At 71.8% G+C, this 22596-nt stretch carries 15 protein-coding genes and 1 pseudogene; 10 read left to right on the top strand and 6 right to left on the bottom strand.

The features are described 5' to 3' along the window. Nucleotides 1-63: 63 nt before the first annotated feature. Nucleotides 64-2037 carry an Ig-like domain repeat protein gene (locus ACFXI4_RS08135; protein ID WP_384988902.1) on the top strand — a complete coding sequence of 658 codons (1974 nt, stop codon included), beginning with the start codon at nucleotides 64-66 and terminating at the stop codon, nucleotides 2035-2037. Between the two features lie 4 nt (nucleotides 2038-2041). On the opposite strand, the gene ACFXI4_RS08130 is transcribed toward ACFXI4_RS08135, so the two are convergent. Both ACFXI4_RS08130 and ACFXI4_RS08125 read right to left on the bottom strand, forming a co-directional pair. Then, complete coding sequence (locus tag ACFXI4_RS08130) at nucleotides 2042-3106, bottom strand: hypothetical protein (protein WP_384988901.1); 1065 nt, start codon at nucleotides 3104-3106, stop codon at nucleotides 2042-2044. Between the two features lie 125 nt (nucleotides 3107-3231). Beyond that, nucleotides 3232-4407 (bottom strand): PP2C family protein-serine/threonine phosphatase, encoded by a 1176-nt coding sequence (locus ACFXI4_RS08125; protein WP_384988900.1) that lies wholly within the window; start codon nucleotides 4405-4407, stop codon nucleotides 3232-3234. Nucleotides 4408-4502: 95 nt separating this feature from the next. Between ACFXI4_RS08125 and ACFXI4_RS08120 the strand changes: the two genes are divergently transcribed. Beyond that, the gene (locus ACFXI4_RS08120) at nucleotides 4503-4943 is read left to right on the top strand and encodes a hypothetical protein (protein WP_384988899.1); all 441 of its coding nucleotides are present in this window, start codon (nucleotides 4503-4505) and stop codon (nucleotides 4941-4943) included. 366 nt (nucleotides 4944-5309) lie between these two features. Then, a complete protein-coding gene (locus ACFXI4_RS08115) occupies nucleotides 5310-6287 on the top strand; it encodes a hypothetical protein (RefSeq protein WP_384989026.1) in 978 nt (325 codons plus the stop codon). 12 nt (nucleotides 6288-6299) lie between these two features. Here the strand turns inward: ACFXI4_RS08115 and ACFXI4_RS08110 are convergent, their stop codons facing one another. Continuing rightward, nucleotides 6300-7652: a PLP-dependent aminotransferase family protein gene (locus tag ACFXI4_RS08110; protein WP_384988898.1), complete on the bottom strand. Its 1353-nt coding sequence runs from the start codon at nucleotides 7650-7652 to the stop codon at nucleotides 6300-6302. Nucleotides 7653-7744: 92 nt separating this feature from the next. Here ACFXI4_RS08110 and ACFXI4_RS08105 point away from each other — a divergent pair, with 92 nt between their 5' ends. The 6 genes from ACFXI4_RS08105 (at nucleotide 7745) to ACFXI4_RS08080 (ending at nucleotide 16590) form a co-directional block, all read left to right on the top strand. Next, a complete protein-coding gene (locus ACFXI4_RS08105) occupies nucleotides 7745-8533 on the top strand; it encodes an alpha/beta fold hydrolase (RefSeq protein WP_384988897.1) in 789 nt (262 codons plus the stop codon). Nucleotides 8534-8642: 109 nt separating this feature from the next. Further along, a complete protein-coding gene (locus ACFXI4_RS08100; protein WP_384988896.1) occupies nucleotides 8643-10589 on the top strand; it encodes an FUSC family protein in 1947 nt (648 codons plus the stop codon). A gap of 160 nt (nucleotides 10590-10749) precedes the next feature. After that, nucleotides 10750-12435: a VWA domain-containing protein gene (locus ACFXI4_RS08095; protein ID WP_384988895.1), complete on the top strand. Its 1686-nt coding sequence runs from the start codon at nucleotides 10750-10752 to the stop codon at nucleotides 12433-12435. 131 nt (nucleotides 12436-12566) lie between these two features. Beyond that, entirely contained in the window at nucleotides 12567-14297 is a 1731-nt protein-coding gene (gene metG / locus ACFXI4_RS08090; RefSeq protein ID WP_384988894.1) for a methionine--tRNA ligase, read from the top strand. Nucleotides 14298-14473: 176 nt separating this feature from the next. After that, nucleotides 14474-15964: a polysaccharide pyruvyl transferase family protein gene (locus tag ACFXI4_RS08085; RefSeq protein WP_384988893.1), complete on the top strand. Its 1491-nt coding sequence runs from the start codon at nucleotides 14474-14476 to the stop codon at nucleotides 15962-15964. Nucleotides 15965-16116: 152 nt separating this feature from the next. Then, entirely contained in the window at nucleotides 16117-16590 is a 474-nt protein-coding gene (locus ACFXI4_RS08080; protein ID WP_362716478.1) for a hypothetical protein, read from the top strand. 54 nt (nucleotides 16591-16644) lie between these two features. On the opposite strand, the pseudogene ACFXI4_RS08075 reads toward ACFXI4_RS08080, so the two are convergent. Together ACFXI4_RS08075 and aspS are read right to left on the bottom strand one after the other, a co-directional pair. Then, nucleotides 16645-17321 (bottom strand): annotated as a pseudogene (locus tag ACFXI4_RS08075) (dioxygenase). Nucleotides 17322-17505: 184 nt separating this feature from the next. Further along, nucleotides 17506-19269, bottom strand: a complete 1764-nt coding sequence (gene aspS / locus ACFXI4_RS08070) for an aspartate--tRNA ligase (protein WP_384988892.1) — start codon at nucleotides 19267-19269, stop codon at nucleotides 17506-17508. Nucleotides 19270-19426: 157 nt separating this feature from the next. On the opposite strand from aspS, the gene ACFXI4_RS08065 reads away from it, so the two are divergent. Next, the gene (locus tag ACFXI4_RS08065; RefSeq protein ID WP_384988891.1) at nucleotides 19427-21547 is read left to right on the top strand and encodes a SpoIIE family protein phosphatase; all 2121 of its coding nucleotides are present in this window, start codon (nucleotides 19427-19429) and stop codon (nucleotides 21545-21547) included. Here the strand turns inward: ACFXI4_RS08065 and ACFXI4_RS08060 are convergent. After that, complete coding sequence (locus ACFXI4_RS08060) at nucleotides 21544-22575, bottom strand: AI-2E family transporter (protein WP_384988890.1); 1032 nt, start codon at nucleotides 22573-22575, stop codon at nucleotides 21544-21546. The genes ACFXI4_RS08065 and ACFXI4_RS08060 overlap by 4 nt on opposite strands. Nucleotides 22576-22596 lie beyond the last annotated feature (21 nt).

Raw genomic sequence — 22596 nt, 5'->3', positions numbered from 1 at the left:
ACGTGGGCCGCACTCCCGTGACGCCCACTTCATTCGATCCGGGGGGTTCGAATCAGCGTGCGTATGCGCACCCGCACCGTCACGGCCGCCACCACCCTGGCGGTCCTCTTCAGCTCCGCGGCCCTGGCCGCCACCACTCCGGCCTTCGCCGACACCAGCGCACCGCTGCCGATCAGGTCGACCGGTGACATCGTCGTCGACGGCGTCCACCAGCAGGTCTTCATCAGCGACCCGAGCAACGGCAAGATCGTCGTCACCGACTACTCGGGCACCGTGCTCAAGCAGCTCACGGCCAACCTGTCCGGGGTCACCGGCCTCGAACTGTCCGCCGACTCGGGCACCCTCTATGCGGCCGTCCGGGACCTGGACGCCGTCGCCGTCGTCGACACCGCGACGGACACCGAGACCACCCGGTACACGGTCGGCGACAAGCCGCGGAGCGTCGCCCTCGCGGACGGCAAACTGTGGTTCGGCTACGGCGGCGACGCCGAGGGCAACATCGGCTCGGTCGATCTGGCCGGCGACCACCAGGTCACCCTCGGCCAGGACGGCAGCTGGTACTCGGCACCGATCCTGGACGCGGCACCGGGCACCGACATCCTGGTCGCCGGCGACCGCGACCTGAGCCCCGCCTCGCTGACCTCCTACGACGTCTCGTCGGGCAGCGCGGCCCAGCTGGCCCACATCCGCACCGACGGCAGCAACCTCGGCGACCTCCAGGTCACCCCCGACGGCAAGGACGTCGTGGTGGCGAGCGGAGCGCCGTACTACCACCAGGTCTACCGGACGTCCGACCTCAACGAGGACGGCAAGTACACCACCACCGCCTACCCGAACTCCGTCGCCATCGCACCCGACGGCACGGTCGCGGCCGGCAGCTTCGCCTGGTACGACCCGGACGTCTACATCTTCCATCCGGGCAGCAGCGAGGCGGTCCGCTCGTACGACTTCCCCAACACCGGTCACTCCAGTGGTGCCGACACCCTCACGGACGGCGGACTGGCCTGGGCGCCGGACGGCTCCCGGCTGTTCGCGGTGACGTACAACGACGCGGACGTCTACTCGCTGCGCGAGTACGACACCCCGGGCAAGGCGGCCACCACCGTCACGGTGAACGCCCCGGCGACCGCCACCCGAGCCAAGCAGCTCACCGTCACCGGCACCGTCTCCTCGACGGCCGCGCTGCCCGCCGGCACCCAGGTCACGGTCACCCGCACCGACCTGGACTCGCCGAGCGGCAAGGCGCTGCCCGCCGTCACCGTCAAGGCCGACGGCGGCTACTCGTTCACCGACACCCCGTCGGCCGGCGGCAAGGTGACGTACCAGGTGTCCTACGCGGGCGACGCCGAGCACACGGCCGCCGCCGCCAAGGACACCGTGGACGTCTCCCGCGCCAGGCCGACGCTGACGCTGAACAACAACGGCAAGGTGTACGCGTACGGGCAGGACGTGAAGTTCACCGCCCACCTCGGGACGACGTACAAGAACCGCGCGGTGGAGATCTGGGCCGACCCGTTCGGCTCGGACAAGCCCGACAAGCTGGTCAGGTCCGGAAAGGTCGACTCGCACGGCAACCTGTCGGTCACCCTGGACCTCAGGCGCGACACCAAGGTCACCGCGAAGTTCACCGGTGACGCGCGCTGGCAGCCGCGGTCGGTGTCCAGCTCGGTGGGCGCGAAGGTCAGCATCTCCATGACCACGAGCGGCCAGTACAGGACGAAGAAGACCTGGGGCCACACCTACGCCCTCTTCCACAAGACCAAAAACCCGCAGTTCACCACCAAAATGCCGTACTACAGCGGCCGTGCGCAGCGGTTCGACTTCCAGGTCTACTACCAGGGCAGGTGGTACGCCGACGACTCGAAGTACTTCGCGCTGGCCACCAGCGGAATCTCCCGGGTCGAGTTCGCCGGCAGCCACAAGGGGGACGTGGGCCGGCGTTTCCGGGTCCGCTCCGACTACATCAACGGCACGTCCGGCGACACGGTCAACTCCACGACCTACGGCGCGTGGAAGTACTTCACCTTCACGAACTAGCGCGTCAGCTGGTCTGGAGCTGCTGAAGCTGCCGCAGGTGCTGCTGGACGTTCTCCAGCGCACCCTCCCGGCGGCCCGGCACCCTGAGTCTCAACTCCGCGAGCGCGGGTCCCAGTTCACGGGCCCGCGCCGCGTCCTTGATGGCCCCCCACTGATGGTGGGCCCGGTCCGCGGCCGTCTCGACGGACGGTGCGTCGGCCGGCTGCCCGGCGGCGAGCCGGACGTGCGCGACGGTCAGCCAGGTACGGCAGCTGCGCGCCGCGTCCCCGGCGAACATCGCCAGGTCGGCCCGCACCTCCGACCAGTGCAGGGCGTCCTCGGAGGCCGGTCCGTGCGCCCGCGCGGCGGCCTCCTCCCAGCGGGCGGCGAGCCCGTCGGCCTCCGCGTACCTCCCGCCCCGCGCGGCCGCGCTGATCGCGTCGTGCGGATCCCCGCTGTCCGGGGTGTGGGCGCTGAACAGGATGCCGCTCGCCGCCTCGGCGCCGAGCCGCGCCAGCACCTGCTGGTGCAGCAGCACCAGCGGCGGCCGGTGCCCGCTGCGCAGCAAGGTCGCCACGGCCTTCATGTACGACGGCGCCGCGACCTCCCGGCGGGCCGGCGGCGGTGCGATCCGCCCGTACACCGCGTTGTTGCGCCCGGAGTCCAGCGCAACCGTTCGCAGCAGTTCCCAGGTCTCGGGGTCGGCGTGCAGGTCCAGGACGAGCGTGGTCGCCCCGGCCGGCCGCAACCGCAGCTCCTCGCGGATCCAGTGCCAGGGCAGGCCGGTGTAGCGGACGGTGGCGGGCGTGGTCCGGGCCAGCGCCAGATGCGGCAGCCGCTGCCTGCGGTCCAGCTGGAGCTGGCCCGTGACGAACACGGTGAGCGGGCCGGGGGCGGCCGCGGCGGCCCGCAGCCGGGTCAGGACCGCCTGCGGTTCCAGGGGGTCGGCGAGTTCCACGACGTTGGCGGTGTCGGTGCCGGAGAGTATCGCCGGGGGCACGGCCGCGAGCACGGGGAGCACGGAGGCCGCGTCCACCAGGCGCCCCCTGCCCGTCGGCGAGGCCGCGAGCAGCAGCACGGTTCCGGGCATCGGCCCTCCCCCTTTGTTCCCCAGGTCCATTTACGTCAGCACGTTAACCGCTGCGCCTGCAAAGCGGGCGGGTACGGGGGAGGTTCGGGGTGCGACGGGGGGTCGTGAGCCTCGCCCGTGACCGGTCAGGGCGCCGTCGTCCGGCGGATCGCGAAGATCGTGGTGTCGTCGGAGAGACGCCCCCGGGTGTGCCGGAGCACTCCGTCGCGGACGTGGGCGACCAGGAGGGCCGGGTCGGCGGTGGCGGCCCGGGAGGCCTCCTCGGTCAGTGGGTAGAACTCGCCGTCCGCGTTCCTCGCCTCGGTGACGCCGTCCGTGGTCACGAGGAGGGTCTCGTCGGCGGCGAGGGCGATCGTGCGGGTCGGCGGGGGACCGGGTTCCGTCACCAACTCACCCATGCCCAGCGGCAGTCCGTCGCCCGGCGGCAGCGCTCGTACCCCCGTGGGACGCACCGCGAGCGGCGGCTCGTGGCCGAAGTTGACCATCTCCACCGCGTCCGGCTCGCCCGGCCGGAAGCCCAGCAGCACCGCGGTGGCGAAACGGTCGCCGTCGTCGCGGCCCAGGGCGACCGTGAGGCCACGGTGCCGGAGCATCCGGGTCTCGAGCCGGCCGGCCACCGTCGCCAGGTCCTTCTCGTGATAGCCCGCCTCACGGAACGTGCCCAGCAGTGCGGCCGCCGCCTCCACCGCCCCCAGCCCCTTGCCCTGCACGTCCCCGACCAGCACCCGGGTCCCGTGCGGGCCCGGCTGGATGTCGTAGAAGTCGCCGCCGACCCGGGCCACCGTGTCGGCGGCGAGATACACCTCCGCGTGGTCCAGCCCGGCCCAGCCCGGCGGCAGCGGACGCAGCACGGTACGGCGGGTCGTCTCGGCGATGTCCCGCATGTGCAGCATCCGCCGCTCGCCGCCGGCCCGGACCACGCAGGCGAGGACGGCCAGCAGCCCGGCGAAGGTCACCAGGATGAAGTTGGGCAGTCCGGCCTGGTACTCGTGCGGCCAGAGGCTGTCCACGACGGCGTAGTCCAGGGCGGCCAGCACCGCGTAGACGGCCGTCACCCAGACCCCGCAGATCGCCGCCGCGATCCCGGGGACCAGCACGATCCAGGAGATGATCCGGAACCGTTCGGTGGTGGTGAGGTCGACAGCCGTGATCCCGGCCAGCAGCAGCAACGGCGCCGCCCAGGAGTAACTCCGGCCCCGGGCCCACTCCAGAGGCTGTCGGCGCCGCGGATCCTGCCGCCGCCGCGGGGCCGCGTGGTCGGTCACGACAGCCAGGGAACCACGCGCCGGTACCCGGCGCATGTCGTGCCGCCGCGCAGACCCCGGATGGCCGACTTGCCAGGGGGTACCCGCAGGTGTGCCCTGGAAGCTGGGGGCGAGGAGAGAGGAGCACTCTCATGGCTCAAGCGGCACCCACGACCGGCGGTACGTCCCGGCGCGGTCCCACGCCCGACATCTTCAGCCCGCACACGCACCTGATGGGCAGGATGGCGTTCCCGATCGTGACCGGGCTGATCTACGGCTACTGGGCGGCCTCGAACCGGCGCAGCGGCGGTTCCATCACCGGCTGGAACCTGCTGTTCGGCTTCGTGACCGCGATCGTCTTCGCGCTGGTGCTGTTCGCCGTGCTGACCATCGCCCCGCGGCTGCGGCGGGAGGCGCACGCGCTGGTGTGGACGGCGTTCATGGGAATCGCCTTCGGCTTCCTGTACAGCCAGAGCGGAGAGTCGGTCCTGCGCTCCACCGGCATGTCCCTGGCGGTCGCGGCGGTGACGTTCATCGTGATGTTCTACCGGTTCTACACGCACGAGGACGCGGTCGGCCATCGCATCCGGTGACCGTCCCGACCGCGCGTGGGCCCCGGCCACCGCGGCCGGGGCCCACGCGTTCCCTATTTCCCTTGCGGGTGCTTCCCTCACGGGTTTCCCCTCACCAGCCGCCGGGCCGCCGAAGGCACCCGGCGACATCCCTGCGAAGCCGCGCCGGCCGTTCCACCGGCCAGGACGGCTCCTCAGCACCAGGAAACACCCGTTCGGGCCAACCCTCCACCGGAGCGCGGCACCCCAGGGGTTTGCGGCGCCCGGAGGGCCGCTTCGGACGCCGTGTCGTCCGTTCGGCTCCACCTGACGCCCTGCCGTGCCCCGGATGCAGTCCTACCGGTCGCCACACCTGACCTCAGGGGTTTGCCTGGAAGCGTGCCCCCAGTGCCCCCCGCGCCCACAGGGCCCGCGCGGCCGGTACGGCGCATCCGGGCCGCACGTCTCCGCAACGCCCTGTCGGCCCTGCTGATCGTGCTGTCCTGCCTGCTGCTGCCGTTCGGCGCGCTGGCGGCCTGGGCGGCGTACGGGCTCGCGGACACCGGACAGTACGTCAGCTCGATGGCGCCGCTGGCCGACGACCCGGACGTCCGGGACGCGGTGGCGGACACCGTCGGCGAGGGCATCATGCGCGAGGTGGACGTCGGCCGGCCGATGCAGGCCACGGTGGCGCCCTTCGTCCGCGAGGCGGTGCGCTCGTTCACCCAGACCCGGGCGTTCCGGCTGGCCTGGGACGCGGGCAACCGGGCCGCCCACGACGCGATCCTGTGCGCGCTCCAGGACGAGCGCGAGGAGGCCGTGACCGTCGACCTCGCGCCGGTGACCGCCCAGGTCAAGGACCAGCTCACCCAGGACCATGTGCCGCTCGCGGCCCGTATCCCGGTCCAGCACACGGCCGTCGCCGTCCTTCCGGCGGCGGAACTGGACCGGCTCCGGAAGGGGTTCCACGTGCTCGAAGTAGCCGGATTCTGGCTGCCTGTCGCGGCCGCCGTCTTCGCGGTCGGCGGTATCGCCGTCGCCGTCCACCGCCGCCGTGCGGTGCTCGCGACCGCGGCGGGCACGGCGCTGGGCGGCGGCCTGCTGGGGCTCGCCCTCAGCGTCGGCCGCCTGCTCACCCTGGCCGGCCTGCCGCCCGACGTCTCGCACCCGGCGGCGGCCGCGGTCTACGACGCCCTGACGTCCACCCTGCGCACGGTCTCCTGGCTGCTGCTGGGCCTGGGCCTGACGGTCGCCGCGCTGGCCTGGCTCGGCGGGCGCCTCCGCCGGCGTCCGGACCCCGGGCAGGAACCGGCCCCCGGCACCCCCGACGCCGCGTCCGTCCAACCGGATTCACAGCCCGCCGGCCAGAACATGCCCATCACCTGACCCGCTCCCCGGCTACGAGGGACTGCCGGCCCGAAGCTCCCGGGGATGCCGCGCCGCGAGTTCCGCGAGTGTGCGCAGCGCCCCCACCAGCTCGGGTTCGGCCGCCGAGGCGAGCGCGAGCCGTACCGCGTCCGGCGTCCGCTTCGGGTCGGCCCGGAAGGCGGTGCCGGGCGTGATCCCGATGCCGAGCGCCGCCGCGGCCGCCGTGAAGCCGTCCGCCCGCCAGGGCGCGGGCAGTTCCCACCAGGCGACGTACCCGCCCGGGTCGGCCCGCACGGCGAACCCGCCCAGCAGCTCGCGAACGAGCCCCTGCCGCCGCCTGGCCTGCTCGCGTTTGGCCGCGACGAGCCGCGCCACCGTCCCGTCCCCGATCCACCGCACGGCCGCCTCCAGCGCGAACGCCCCCGGCCCCCACCCTCCGGACCGCACAGCCGCCGCCACCGCGTCCACCCGGCCCTCGGGCACGACGACGAATCCGACGGTGAGTCCGGGCGCGACCCGTTTGGAGAGCGAGTCGACGACATGGACGAGGCCCGGTGCGAGCGCCGCGAGCGGCGGCTCGGGGCCGGTGTGCAGAAACGACCAGACCCGGTCCTCCACCACCGGCAGGCCCAGGTCGTCCACACACCTGGCGAGTTGGAGCCGCCGCTCGGCCGGCACGGTCAGGGACGTCGGGTTGTGCAGGGTCGGCTGGAGGTAGAGGGCGGAGAGCGGGGCGGACCGGTGCGCGGCGCGCACCGACTCGGCGACGGGCCCCTCGGCATCCGTCCGCACTGGGATGAGCTTGACGGAGAGCCGCTCCGCGACCTCCTTGACCAGCGGATACGTCAACGGCTCGACCCCGACCCGACCGCCCGGCCGTACCAGCGAGGCCAGGGTGGCGGCGACGGCCTGCCGGGCGTTGCCGGTGAAGAGGACACGGCCGGGGGCGGGCCGCCAGTCGCCGGTGGCCAGCAGCGCGGCGACGGCCTCCCGGGCCCGCGGGGTACCGTCCGCGGCGCCGGTGCGCAGCGCGTCACCGAGGGCGTCCGGCCGCAGCAGCGGGGCGAGCGCGGGGGCCAGCAGCTCCGGCTGCCCGGGCACCGAGGGGTAGTTGAGCTCCAGGTTGACGCGGGCGGTGCCGTCCTCGACCAGCGCCCGCCCCTGCGGGGTGACCTCGGTGGCCCGGACGAAGGTGCCGCGGCCGACCTCGCCCACCACCAGCCCGCGCCGCACCAGTTCGGCGTAGACCCGCCCGGCGGTCGAGGCGGCGATCCCGTGCCGCCGCGCGAACGCCCGCTGCGGAGGCAGCCGTTGGCCGGTCCGCAGCCGTCCGCGCGCGATGTCCAGCGCGATCCGGTCGGCGATCCCCCGGAAATCGTCCACGTCCCGTCCCTCCCGTCCCTCCCCTGCCGGCATTGCACCGAGGGCAAAGATCTTATTGCACCGAGAAGTTGGCCACGCCTAGGGTCGTCCGCATGCCCCCCTTCCTCGCATATGACGACGATGACCCACAAACCGCGCTTACCCCCCTGCTGCTGATCCACGGCCACCCCTTCGACCGCACGATGTGGCATCCCCAGCGCACCGCCTTCGCTGCCTCCCGCCGGGTCATCACCCCCGACCTGCGCGGCTACGGCGCCTCCCCGGTCACCCCCGGCCGCACCCCGCTCGCCCGCTTCGCCGCGGACCTCGAGGACCTGCTCGACGCGCTGGACGTGCGGACCTGTGTCGTCGCGGGCCTGTCGATGGGCGGCCAGATCGCCATGGAGTGCTACGACCGCTTCGGCGCGGACCGGGTACGGGGCCTGGTCCTGGCGGACACCTTCCCCGCCCCGGAGACACCGCAGGGCCGGCGGGCCCGCAACGCCGTGGCCGACCGCCTGCTCCGCGAGGGCATGCGGGGCTACGCCGACGAGGTCCTGGAGAAGATGGTCGCGCCGCGAACCCGTCCGGAGGTGAAGGCCCACGTGCACCGCATGATGACGGCCACCGACCCCGAGGGCGCGGCGGCGGCCCTGCGCGGCCGGGCCGAACGCCCCGACTACCGCCCCCTGCTGACGAAGGTCACGGCCCCGGCGCTGGTGGTGGTCGGCGCCGACGACGCGTACACCCCCGTCCGCGACGCCGAGGCCATGCACGCCCTCCTGCCCGACGCCACCCTCCGGATCATCGACGCGGCGGCCCACCTGCCGAACCTGGAACGGCCGCAGGAGTTCAACCGGGCGTTGGGCGAGTTCCTGGCACGGGTCGACGAAGGACCGTGATCGCGGCCGGACGACTCGGCACCCGGCCGCGGAACCGGCCGGCGCGCCGCGCCCCCGTCGTGGGGGGGCACACTCCACCGGCACCGGCGCCGGCCCCGATAATGAGCACATGCCCCGCGAGTTCCCCATCGGCCTCACCCCTCCCGACTGGCTGGTAAGGAACCTCCGGCCCGAGCAGGCCGCCCCCCTGAACTGGCCCGCCCTGGCCCGCGCCGCTCTTGCCATGGCACTCCCGCTCGCCGCCGGGCTCGCCGTCGGACAGCCCGCGTACGGCGCGCTCGCCTCCATGGGCGCCCTGTCCGGGGTCATCGGCGACACCGCCGACGCCTACCGGATGCGGATCCTCAACATCGCGGTCCCCCAGCTCTTCGGCGCCGCCGGTGTCACCGCCGGCGCACTGGTCTACGACCAGGGCTGGCTGACGGTGGCCGTCATCACCGGCATCGCGCTGATCTCCGGGATGATCTCGACGATCGGCGCGGTCTCCTCCGTCTCCGGCCTGCTCCTGCTGCTCAACTCCGTGATCGGCGCCGGCCTGCCCATGCCCGGCGCCTGGTGGCTGACCCCGGTCCTGATGACCGGCGGCGGTCTGCTGGTCCTCTTCCTGGCCCTGCTGGCCTGGCCGCTGCGCTCGGGCGTACCGGAACGCTCGGCGGTCGCCGCCACCTACCGCACGGTCGCGGACCAGCTCACCGCCATCGGCAGCACCGACGCCGAGGAATACGACCGCGCCCGGCACATCGTCACCGAGTCGCTGAACGAGTCGTACGACCTGATCCTGGCCCGGCGAGCCCGGTACCGCGGCCGCAGCCGCGACCTCACCCGCATGGTGGCCCAGCTGAACGCCATCACCCCGGTGGTGGAGGCCGCCCCCGCCGTCCGGATCGCCGGAGAGCGGCTGCCGCCCGAGATCCCGGCGGCCGTGCACCGCATCGCCGACGCCATCGACACCGGGTACACCGGCCCGCTGGAACTCGGCCTCCCCGAGCCGCGCAGCGAGACCGGCCGGGCCGTCGACCACTCGCTGCGGCACCTCACCGAGGTCGTCACCAGCCCCGACGTCGACCCGCGCGGCATCGACGACCGCCTCGGCCGCCCCGCCGCCCTCGGCATCCGCACCTCCCGCGCCGCCCGCAACGTGGTGCTGTCCGCCGACTCCTGGCGCTACGGCATCCGCCTCGCGCTGTGCATCGGCATCGCGCAGGCGCTGGTGTCCCTGGTCCCGGTCCCGCGCTCCTACTGGGTCGCGCTCACCGTCACCTTCGTCCTCAAGCCCGACTTCGGCTCGGTCTTCTCCCGGGCCCTGCTGCGCGCGCTGGGCACGGTGGTGGGCCTGGTGGTGGCGGCGACCGTGCTCATGCTGGTACCGCGCGGCTGGTGGGACATCCCGGTGATGATGGTCCTGGCCCCGCTGATCCCGGCCCTCACCCGGCGGGGCTACGGCTTTCAGACGGCCGCCGTCACCCCGGTGATCCTGCTGCTCTCCGACGTACTGAACCACCAGGGCACCGGCCTGCTCCTGCCGCGCCTGCTGGACTCCCTGATGGGCTGCGGGATCGCCCTGACCGCGGGATACCTGCTCTGGCCGGAGAGCTGGCGCACCCGGGTCGGCGACCGGCTCGCCAACGCGGTGGCGGACACCGCGGCCTATGTCGACCTGGCCTTCGAGCAGGGCGCGGACCCGGCGGCCCGCGCCCGGATGCGCCGCCGCCTCTACCGCGACCTGTCCACGGTCCGTACGGAGTTCCAGCGCGCCCTGACCGAACCGCCGCCTGCGGGACGGCGGGCGGCCGCCTGGTGGCCGCTGGTCGTCGCCGTGGAACGCATCGTCGACGCGACGACGGCGGCCCGGGTCCGGGTACGGCACGGAGCACCGCCCCCGACCCGCGCCGAGGTGGACCAGATCGCGCTGCAACTGCGTGAGTTGGCGGACGGCGTCCGCGAGGCGGACACCCTGTTCGCGGTCCGCACCGACCTCACGGGCCCACCGGACAGCGTCCTGGAACCACTGCGCCAGGAAGTGGCGGCGGCCCGGGCGATCACGTCCCCGCACTAGGTCCCGCGGAGGGGACTTGGGAAGGGGCCCGGAGCTGGACCGCCCTACGCCCGACAGGAGTCATCGACCCTCCCCAAGATCGCAACCTGGGGCCGCTAACCTTACGTGTCCGTCCTGGCCAGCGATTGACGGGTATCAACTCACGCGAAGGGTTGCGCACATGGGCATTCTCACTCTCCTGCGGAACGCATTCGGCCGGTCGCGAAAGCCGCGCCCCGCCGAGGCAGAGGGTGCAGACCAGCTCCCCTCGCAGCCGACGCCGGCACCGGCGTCGAAGCAGGAAGCACCTGAACCGGCCACCTCGGCGGTGGTCCCTGAACCCCGCCCGGCAGACACCGACGAGCACGACCTGGTGACTGCGGCTTTCGACAACGTGACCGTGCCGAAGCAGGCATCACGAACGATCGAACCGGAAATCGAGGTAACGCCGGAAACCACGGCAGAACCGACCCCCGAGCCACCGGCAGGGGCGGAGAGGGCAGCCGAGGCCGAAGCGGTGGCCGAAGCCGAAGCAGTGACCGAAGCCGAAGCAGTGGCCAAGGCCGAGGCTGAAGCGGTGGCCGAGGCCGAGGCCGTCGCCAAGGCCGAGGTGACGGCTGAGCCGAAGGCGGAGGCCGAAGCGGAGCCGGAGGCCGAGCCGGAGGCCATGCCTGCCGCCGAGACGGAGCCGGAGGCCGAGGCCGCGGTCGCGCCCGCCGCTGAGGCGACCCCGGAGCCGCAGGCCGAAACCGAGGCCGAGGCCGCGGTCGAGCCCGCCGCTGAGGCGACCCCGGAGCCGCAGGCCGAGGTGACGGCTGAGCCGAAGGCGGAGGCCGAAGCGGAGCCGGAGGCCATGCCTGCCGCCGAGACGGAGCCCGCCGCTGAGGCAGCGCCCGAGCCGGTGGCTGCCGCCGAGACCGAGGCCGTGGCTGAGGCAGCGCCCGAGCCGGTGGCTGCCGCCGAGACCGAGGCCGTGGCTGAGGCAGCGCCCGAGCCGGTCGCCGAAGTGGTGGCCGAGCCCGACGTGGAGGCGGAGCCGGTTCCGCAGGCTGTTGTCGAGCCGGAGGTCTCCCAGGAGGCCGAGGGCGAGCCCGGCACCGAAACCCTTCCGGAGCCCGCCCCCGAAGTCACTCCCGCCGCGGCCGCCGACGGCGGGTCCGCCCCGCAGGGGCCACCCGCACCCGCCGACGAGACCGTCACGGGTGGTGCGGGTGGGAACAACCCCGCCGAAGGCGGAGACGACGACGCCGCGGCCACCGCCCTCGCCAAGGCCGGCCTGACCGGCACCCACGCCGTCACCTACCTCGTCCTCGACCGCTCCGCGAGCATGCGCGCGTACTACAAGGACGGCTCCGCCGCGGCCCTCGCCGACCAGACCCTCGCCCTCGCCACCCGCCTCACCCCGGACGGCGGGACCCCCTCCGTGCACGTCGTCTTCTTCTCCACCGAGGTCGACGGCACCACGGATCTCACCCCCGCCTCCTCCGAGAACGCGATCGACGAGGCCCACGCCGGCCTCGGCCGCATGGGCCGCACCAGCTACCACGCCGCCGTGGAAGCCGTACTCGCGCACTACGACAAGAACGTCGCCCCGCAGGCCCCCGACACCCCGGCCCTCGTCGTCTTCCAGACCGACGGCGCCCCCGACGCGAAGACCCCGGCCACCCAGTCCCTCACCGACGCCGCGAAGTCGCACCCCTCGGTGTTCTTCTCCTTCGTCGCGTTCGGCGAGCACGAGAACAAGGCCTTCGACTACCTCCGCAAGCTGAAGACCGCCAACGCGGCCTTCTTCCACGCGGGCCCGGCCCCCCTGGAGCTCACGGACGCCGAGCTCTACGACGGCGTACTGATCGACTGGCGCCCGTAGCCCCTTCCCGAGCCCCTCCCGTGCCGCCCGCCTCTCACCCCGTAAAACGGGAGGCGGGCGGCATACACATGTCGGCTACGATTTCAAGGTTCGCAAAACCAGCAGCAGGACCGACCTGGGAGCAGCCCCCGATGGCTCGACACCTCATCACCAGCGCCCTTCCGTACATCAACGGGATCAAGCACCTGGGCAACATGGTGGGGTCCATGCTCCCGGCGGACGTGTACTCCCGGTACCTCCGCCAGCGCGGCCACGAGGTCCTCTACATCTGCGCGACGGACGAGCACGGCACCCCCGCCGAACTCGCGGCCAAGGAGCAGGGCCTCCCGGTCGAGGAGTTCTGCGCGCAGGCCCACGACGCCCAGAAGGCGGTCTACGACGGCTTCGCGCTCGCGTTCGACTACTTCGGCCGCAGCTCCAGCGCCGAGAACCGCGAGATCACCCAGCACTTCGCCCGCCGCCTGAACGAGAACGGCTTCATCGAGGAGCGGTCGATCCGCCAGGTGTACTCGCCGGTCGACGGCCGCTTCCTGCCGGACCGCTACGTCGAGGGCACCTGCCCGCACTGCGGCTACGACAAGGCCCGCGGCGACCAGTGCGAGAACTGCACCCGCGTGCTCGACCCGACCGACCTGATCAACCCGCGCTCGGCGATCTCCGGCTCCACGGACCTGGAGATCCGCGAGACCAAGCACCTCTTCCTCCTCCAGTCCAAGCTGGAGAACGAGGTCCGCGAGTGGGTCTCGAAGCACGACAAGGACTGGCCGCAGCTGGCCTCCTCCATCGCCCACAAGTGGCTGACCGAGGGCCTGCACGACCGCGCCATCACCCGCGACCTGGACTGGGGCGTCCCGGTCCCGGCCGACACCTGGCCGGAGCTGGCGGCCGAGGGCAAGGTCTTCTACGTCTGGTTCGACGCCCCGATCGAGTACATCGGCGCGACGAAGGAGTGGGCAGACGCCGCGCAGGAGACAGACCAGGACAACCGCGACTGGAAGTCCTGGTGGTACGACGTCGACACCGACGTCCGCTACACGGAGTTCATGGCGAAGGACAACGTCCCGTTCCACACGGTGATGTTCCCGGCCACCGAACTCGGCGTGCGCGAGCCGTGGAAGAAGGTCGACTACGTCAAGGCTTTCAACTGGCTGACGTACTACGGCGGCAAGTTCTCCACCAGCCAGAAGCGCGGCGTCTTCACCGACCAGGCCCTCGCCATCCTCCCCGCCGACTACTGGCGCTACTTCCTGATCGCCAACGCGCCCGAGTCGGACGACTCCTCCTTCACGTGGGAGCACTTCACGGCCACGGTGAACAAGGACCTGGCCGACACCCTCGGCAACTTCGTCAACCGCGTCCTGTCCTTCTCCAAGAAGCGCTTCGGCGAGGAGGTCCCGGCCGGCGGCGAGCCGGGCGAGGCCGAGGCGAAGCTGGGCGAGCAGATCGCGGAACTCCTCGCGGAGTACGAGTCGCACATGGAGTCCCTCCAGTTCCGCAAGGCCGCGGCCGCCCTGCGCGCCCTGTGGTCGGCCGGCAACTCCTACCTGGAGGAGAAGGCCCCCTGGCTGGAGATCAAGACGGACAAGGACGGCGCGGCCCTGACCCTGCGCACGGCGATGAACCTGATCCACCTCTACGCGGTGGTCTCGGAACCCTTCATCCCGGCCACCGCGAAGATCATGCGCGAGGCGTTCGCCCTGACCGGGGACACGGCCACCTGGGCCACCCCCGCCGAGGCGAAGGCGCTGGCCTCCGTCCCCACCGGCACCCCCTTCACGGTGCCCCCGGTCCTCTTCGCCAAGCTCACGGACGAGGACCTGGAGACCTACAAGGAGCGCTTCGGCGGCGCGCCGGCCGAGTAGTCCCCACACCGCACGCACCACGCGTACCGCACGCACCGCACGCACGCACCGTCGAAGGCCCGGCAGGAGGCCCCCCTCCGCCGGGCCTTCGGCATGAGGTAAGTCCGGGGAAAGAGACCTGTCAGACTCTTACTCCTGCTTCACCCCGCGTTTACCACCGGGATAGTGTGCCGTTCGTGAAACGAATTCTGATCCGTTCCGGGAAGAGCCCGTTCCGTGTCGCCACTCCGGCGGAGTTCATCCACCAGGATCTGATCGGAACGAACACCGGGAACCTGCTCTTCAGCGACTCGGCCCACAAGATGCTGACCACCCCGGACACCGAGGTGACGTCGAACGGCATCCGCACCGACCCCTCGGCACGACGGGCCGCGGAGATCAACGAGCAGTACGACGCCTTCGTCGTCCCGCTCGCCAACGCCTTCCGCCCGACGTTCCACGCGTCCCTGGACCGGCTCACCACACTGATCGAGCAACTCACCATCCCGGTCGTGGTGTTCGGCGTCGGCGCCCAGGCTCCCGCGGACTACGACACCGGCTGGCTGGAGCCGATGGCGGACTCGGTCCGCCGTTTCGCCCGCGCCGTCCTGGACCGCTCCGCCTCCATCGGCGTACGCGGCGAGCTGACCTCGGACTACCTCAAGGGCCTCGGCTTCAAGGACGTCGACATCATCGGCTGCCCGTCGATGTTCCTGTACGGCGACACCTTCCCGGAGATCCGGGCCACGGAGCTGACCGCCGACTCCCGTATCGCCCTCAACCTGTCGCCGGACGCGATACCCGTCGGCGACATATCGGGCCTCGCCCGGCACGCGTGGGAGCGCTACCCCCACCTCGCCTACTACGCGCAGAACACCGTCGACGCGGAACTGCTGATGTGGGGCGACACCTCGCCGGAGTCCGGGCACACCGACGCCTTCCCGCTCCAGCTCAGCCACGCCCTGCTCCAGGAGAACAAGGTCCGCATGCCGCTGGACCCGGCTACCTGGATCGACGAACTGCGCGGCTACGACTTCGCCTACGGCACCCGTATCCACGGCAATGTCGCCGCCCTGCTGGCCGGCACCCCGAGCGTGGTCCTCACCCACGACTCACGCACCCTCGAACTGTGCCGTTACTTCGACATCCCGCACCGCCCGCTCACCGAACTCGGCGCGGACACCGACCCGCGGGAGCTGTACGAGGACGCCGACTTCTCCGCGATGCTCAAGGGACACGGAGAGCGCTTCGAGCGCATCGTCGCCTTCCTCGACCGCAACGGCCTGGAGAACACCTACACCCACGGTGACGGCGGCGCCGCCTTCGACGCCCGGCTGGCCGGCCTGGACCTGCCCGCCTCGATGCCGGTCTGGGACGGCGGGGACGACGGCCAGATGCGGTACCGGGTCAGCCGGCTGCGCGAGCGGATCACCGCGGCCGACGCGAAGGCCGACCGGCATGCCAAGGAGAACCGGGAGCTGCGCTCCCGGCTGACCACCGCCGAGAAGCGCGCGACCGAGACCACCCGCCAGCTCGCCGCCCTCCGCAAGGAACTGGCCGCCGCCACCAAGCAGCTGTCCGCGGTGGAGCGCCGGGTCACCGGCATCGACAAACGCCTTCTGGTCCGCCTGGGGCCGGCCCTGCGCCGCCGTGTCCGCCGCACCAAGCCCAAGACCTCCCAGGACTGAGCCCGGCGCCGGCGCTCCGGCCGGCCGACGGGCCGGAGCACGGTCCACCGGACTGGTGAACGCAGTGGCATTTTCGGCAGAATCAGGTGAACATCCCGGCGGGGTGGCACCCACGTTCCCGCATGTCCACAACACATCCGTATGGTTTCGCCATGGCACCTGAGCTCATCCCGATCGCCTACGAGCCCCACGGCCGTACCGAGGCCATCGGTCACTACACCGACGGACAGTTCCTGGCGTCGGTCACCTACGCGTTCCCCGAGGGGTTCCGGCTCGACGAGGGCTGGGAGGAGCAGAAACGGCTCTACTCGGTGCTGCATCTCTTCGACGCCGACGGGCACTACCGCGACTCGCAGATCTGGTGCGCGGGAAGCTGGGCCGAGCAGCAGCGCGATCCGGACGGCGCCGGCTCGGTACTGGCGCGGGCCCGCGCGCACATGGCGAACATGCTGCGCAGCCTGCCGAGGCGAACGTACACGGACATCGCGATACGCCCGTTCCAGCTCACGGTGGACGGCGTGTTCTTCGGCCTGGTCGCCAAGGAGGACGACGACGGAGGCTGGGCCGAGCTCTACCCGGACCACCTGGGCTTCGGCGAACCCTGGGACGGCCGGTACGACACCTGACCCACCACCGCCGGAACGCCCGGGACGTCCGTCGCCGGGTCCCGGGCGCCCGTCTCAGCCGTTGTTCGTCCGGTCCGGCTCCACGCCCACCGTCAGACGGGCGCGGACGCCGCGGGTGATGTGGTGGCGGTCGTACTCGAGGTGGAGCAGGCCGCCCTCGTGCCCGTTGTCCGGGTAGATCGTGTCCTCGTCGAGCGTGGTACGGGTGGTGGTGTTGCTCGCGTACGGCTCCGCCCGCGCCGACAGCCCACGTGCACCTTGACGTGGATGTGGACGCACCGGCCCTGGTACCAGCCGGGGAAGACGGTCTTGAAGGTGACCTGCCCGTGCCGGTACGTGTGCCAGGTGCCGCGCAGGTAGCGGGTGTCGTCGGTCGGGGCGTAGGTGGGAGGGGTACCGTCTCCGCCGCCGCCCACCCCCTCGTACCCCGAGGAGACGCCCGACGCGTTGCAGTGCCAGATGTCCACGGCCGCGTTCCTGAGCGACGTGCAGGTCTCCGCGTCGATCACCTTGAGGGTGAGGTGCAGGGGGATGCCCTCCTGGTCCTCGGTGACGTCCCGGCGGGGCTTGTCGGCGTCGATGTAGTAGGGGCCCTCGACCAGTTCGGAGGTGAGCGTGTAGCAGCCGTCGCGCGGCTCCGGCACCGCCGGGTTCCTCTCCCCGGCCACCGCGTTCGCCGCGAAGGTGCCGCCCAGGCCCATCGCCGCGACCACGCCCGTTCCCGCCGCCATGGCCTTGCGGCGCGTCAGTTGTGTTGTTCCGTGACCCTGTTGGGGCCGCGCGAGCTGCTCGTCGTCTGTCATGGCGCTGGAAGGTAGGTGCGCATCCCGTCAACGACCTTATAAAACAGCCCCCTTGCGCACTCTCGTGCACAAGGGGGCTGGAAATCGACGACGGCCCGCTCGGGCCCGCTCGCTACTTCGGCTGCGGCTTCCTGATGGTCAGGTGCAGTTCGCGCAGGCGGGCCTCGTCCAGCTCGGTCGGGGCGCCCATCATCAGGTCCTGGGCGTTGCCGTTGAGCGGGAAGGCGATGGTCTCGCGGATGTTGGGCTCGTCGGCGAGGAGCATCACGATGCGGTCCACGCCCGGGGCGATGCCACCGTGCGGCGGGGCGCCGAAGCGCAGCGCGCGGAGCATGCCGGCGAACTCGCGCTCGACGGTCTCCTCGTCGTAGCCCGCGATACCGAACGCCTTGAGCATGATGTCCGGCTCGTGGTTCCGGATCGCGCCCGAGGACAGCTCGACACCGTTGCAGACGATGTCGTACTGCCAGGCCAGGACGTCCAGCGGGTCCTGGGTCTCCAGGGCCTCCATGCCACCCTGGGGCATCGAGAACGGGTTGTGCGAGAAGTCGATCCGGCCGGTCTCCTCGTCCTTCTCGAACATCGGGAAGTCGACGATCCAGCAGAACCGGAAGACGTTCTCCTCGAAGTGCCCGGCGCGCTTGGCGGCCTCGACCCGCACCGCACCCATGATCTTGGAGACCTCGTCGAACTCGCCCGCGCCGAAGAAGACGGCGTGACCGGCGGCCAGCTGGAGCCGCTTGGTCAGCTCGGCGACGTTCTCCTCGGTGAGGAACTTCGCGATCGGGCCGGACAGCGTGCCGTCCTCGGCGACGCGGACCCAGGCCAGGCCCTTGGCGCCCTGCGAGACGGCGAAGTCACCGAGCTGGTCGAAGAACTTGCGGGGCTGGTCCTGGACCGCCGGCACCGGCAGCGCACGGACGTGCCTGCCGGCGAAGGCCTTGAACTCCGAACCCTCGAAGATGTCGGTGATGTCGACCAGCTCCAGCTGGGCGCGCAGGTCCGGCTTGTCGGAGCCGTACTTCAACATCGACTCGCGGAACGGGATCCGCGGGAACGGCGAGGTGACCTCGCGGCCGCCGCCGAACTCCGTGAACAGCTCGGTCATCAGCTGCTCGATCGGGCGGAAGACGTCCTCCTGCTCGACGAAGCTCATCTCGACGTCGAGCTGGTAGAACTCGCCCGGCGAACGGTCGGCGCGGGCGTCCTCGTCGCGGAAGCAGGGCGCGATCTGGAAGTACCGGTCGAAGCCGGAGATCATCAGCAGCTGCTTGAACTGCTGAGGGGCCTGCGGCAGCGCGTAGAACTTGCCCGGGTTCAGGCGGGACGGCACCACGAAGTCACGGGCGCCCTCGGGGGAGGTCGCGGTGAGGATCGGGGTGGCCATCTCGTTGAAGCCGAGGGCGACCATCTTGTGGCGGATGGCCGAGATCACGGCCGTACGAAGCATGATGTTGCGGTGCATGCGCTCACGGCGCAGGTCCAGGAAGCGGTACTCCAGGCGCCGCTCCTCGTTGACCCCGTCCTCGGCGTTGATCGTGAACGGCAGCGGGGCGGCCGCGCCGAGCAGCTCGACCTCGCCGACCTCGACCTCGACCTCGCCGGTGGGCAGGTCGGCGTTGATGTTCTCGGCGCCGCGGGAGACGACCTTGCCGTCGACCCGTACCGTCGACTCCTTGCTGAGCTTGTCCAGGGCCTCGTAGGCAGGCGTGCCCGGACGTGCCACCAGCTGGGTGATGCCGTAGTGATCGCGCAGATCGATGAAGAGGATGCCGCCCAGGTCGCGCCGATTGTGCAGCCAGCCACTCAGCCGGACGTCGGTGCCGACGTCAGAGGAGCGGAGCTCGCCGCAGGTGTGGGACCTGTACCGATGCATCGTGGTTCATCCAGCCTTCGCGGATCGGGGTGTGGTGTCAGCCTGGTGTTTCACGTGAAACACCACCCAGCGTACCGGGCCCCCCAGGGCCGACTCTCCCCATTAGCAGGTGGATGATCAGTAGCTTTTTTCGATCTCATCTTCCTAAAGTGGGGCAATGCGAACTGGCGAGCCCCTGCCCGCCGTGGAGGACGTACTCGCCGCCCTCGCGACCGGGCTGTGGCACTGGGACACGGCCACCGGGCTGGTCACCGCGGATGCGGAGGCGGCGCGGCTCATCGGGCTGCCGGCCGAACCCTCCCTCCTCTCGGAGGCTCTGGTCCGGTCCCGATTCCACCCCGTGGACTGGAACGAGAACACCAGCATCACCCGGCTGGCTGCCACCGAGGGCACGCTCGGCGAGGTACGGCTGCGGGTCATGGACGAGCGGGGCCGGCTGATCCGTACCGTACGCAGCCGTTTCCGGCCGGTGTACGACTCCAAGGAACGCGTCTACCGGGTGACGGGGACCATCCAGGAGGTCTCCGAGCCGTCCCCCGGCACCGCCGCTCAGCATCCGGTCACCGGCGACTGGCGGCGCTCCCGGGAGGCGTTCCTGCTGGACGCGGGGAGGGCGCTGGCCGAGGCGCGGTCCACCGAGGAGGTGCTGCGGGTCGCCGGGGGCCTGTCGATGCCCGGGTTCTCCCCGGAGGGGCTGGCCGTCTTCGGCCTCAAGGGCGACCGGCTGACGATGATCGGGCACCACGGTCAGCAGATCGACGAGGACAGCCCCTTCAGCAACATGCCCCTGGACACCGACTACCCGGCGGCGGAGGTGGTACGGACCGGGCGGGCCGTGTACCTCTCCTCCCCCGAGCAGTACAGGTCCCGCTACCCGGTGACCTGGCCGCTGGCCGAACGCTTCCACCGCCGGTCCTGGGCCTTCCTGCCGCTGACGGTGGCGGGCCGGACCATGGGCGCCTGGATGGCCGGGTTCGCCTATCCGGTGTCGTTCACCCCCGACGAGCGGTCCGTGCTCACCACGGTGGCCCGGATGCTGGCGCAGGCCCTGTCCCGGGCCGGGGTCGCCGACTCGGAGCGGGAGCTGACGGACGGGCTCCAGCGGTCCATGCTGCCCATGCTCGGCCCGGAGATACCGGGCATGGACGTGGCCGCCCGCTACATACCGACCGGCGGCGGGCTCCAGGTGGGCGGCGACTGGTACGACATGATCCCGCTGCCGTCCGGCCGGTTCGCGCTGGTCATCGGCGACGTCCAGGGTCATGACGTACGGGCCGCCGGACTGATGGGGCAGCTCCGGATCGCGCTGCGCGCCTACGCCTCCGAGGGGCACCGCCCGGACGCGGTCCTCTCCCGGGCCTCCCGTTTCCTGCACGGGATCACCTACGACGAGACGATCACGGACACGCGCTTCGCGACCTGCCTGTACGTCGAGACGGATCCGGCGAGCGGGCTCCTGGAGATCGCCCGTGCGGGGCATCTCGACCCGTCGATCCGGATGGCTGACGGCACGGTGCTGCGACGGCCGACGGCGGGCGGGCTGCCGCTCGGCATCGACCCGGACGCGGACTATCCGACCACCCGGTTCACCCTCGAACCCGGCGAGATCATGATGCTCTGCACCGACGGTCTGATCGAGACCGGCGGCCATGACATGGAGAGCGGCTGGCAGCGGGTCCGGGCGATCATGGAGGACCACGACGGCGACCTGGAGAAGATGGCCGACGCCCTGGTCCAGGCGGTGCACGGCCCCTCCTCGCACCACACCACCGGGCCGCTGGCCGACCGCCGCGAGGACGACATCGCGGTCCTGCTGCTGTCCCGGCCGGGCGCCGGGCGGAGCGACGAGCCGCTCGCGGTACGGCCCCGGATCCGCCGCACCCTGCTGTCGGTGGCCCAGGACGAGCCCGAGCGGATCGCCGAGGCCCGTCAGCAGCTGCGCGAGCTGCTGCACGACTGGGACTCGCCCGACCAGGTCGACTCGGCGGTGCTGCTGATCTCCGAGATGCTCACGAACGTGCTGGTGCACACCGACGCGGACGCGCTGCTGCTCGCCGAGGTCTGTGGACAGGCCCCGGAGCGCCGGCTGCGGGTCGAGGTCACCGACGCCGGCGACGACCTCCCGCACAAGCGCCGCCCCGGCGAGCTGGCCTCCTCCGGCCGCGGCCTGGTCCTGATCGAGCTCCTGGCGCAGGCCTGGGGCGTCGACCCGCGCGGCAAGGGCAAGAGCATCTGGTTCGAGCTGCACGAGAGCGGCGGCGAGCCCGACCGCTGCTAGGCGTTCGCGTACCGTGCGCGCAGTTCGTGGACGATGCCGAAGGCGGCCGCGGTGAGCGGTACGGCGAGCAGCATCCCCAGGATCCCGGCCACGGAGGCCCCCGCGGTGATCGCCAGCATCACCACCGCCGGATGCATCTGCACGGTCCGGCTCTGGATCACGGGCTGCAGCACGTGCCCCTCGAGCACCTGCACGGCGAGTACGACGCCGAGCGCCCACAGCGCGATGACGAAGCCCCGGTCGGCTAGGGCGACCACTACGGCGACGGCCCCGGAGATGAAGGCGCCGAGGTAGGGGATGTAGGCGAAGACGAAGACGAGCGCGCCGAGCCCGACCGCGCCGGGGACCCGGAGGATCAGCAGACCGGCGGTGATGCAGACCGCGTCGATCAGCGCGATGACGGTCGTGCCGCGCATGAACCCCTCGACGCCCTCGAAGGCGCGGCGGGCCATGGCCTCCAGCATGTCGGCGCTCTCGCCGGGTGCCACGGCCCGGAGGGAGTCGACGAAGAGATGCGAGTCCCGCAGGAAGAAGAAGACGAGCAGCAGGGCGAGCACGGCCACGGCGATGCCCTCGCCGACCACGCTCACGCCGGTGATCACGTTGGAGACGGCCGTCCCGCCGAACTTGCCCAGCAGTTCCCTGGCGTTGTCGGCGACGTCGTCGAGCGAGGTGCCGGCCGTGCCGAAGTGCCGGGTGAGCGACTTCGCCGCGTTCTTGAGGGACGAGGTGATCTGCGCGCCGGTGTCGATGAGCGCGGCGACGACGATGTACACCGCCCCGCCGACCACGGCGACGACGGCGACGCAGGTGAGACCGGCGGCCAGGGAGCGCTGGACGCCGACCGTGACGAGCCGCCGGTACAGGGGCCCGAGCAGGGCGGTGCCGAGAAGGGCGAGCAGTACCGGGGTGACCGCGGTGCGGAACTCCGAGCAGAGCCGGATGCCGACCCAGCCGACCCCGGAGGCCAGCAGCAGTACGGCGCACCAGGCGGCGAACCGGCGCACGGGCTCGGGCAACAGGGACACGCGTCCAGCGGATCATGCACG

The sequence above is a fragment of the Streptomyces sp. NPDC059224 genome (assembly GCF_042754285.1).
In the GTDB taxonomy this organism is placed as follows: Bacteria; Actinomycetota; Actinomycetes; order Streptomycetales; family Streptomycetaceae; genus Streptomyces.
The sequence above is the reverse complement of the archived record's forward strand: the minus strand, read 5'-3'. Positions and strand labels throughout refer to the sequence as shown.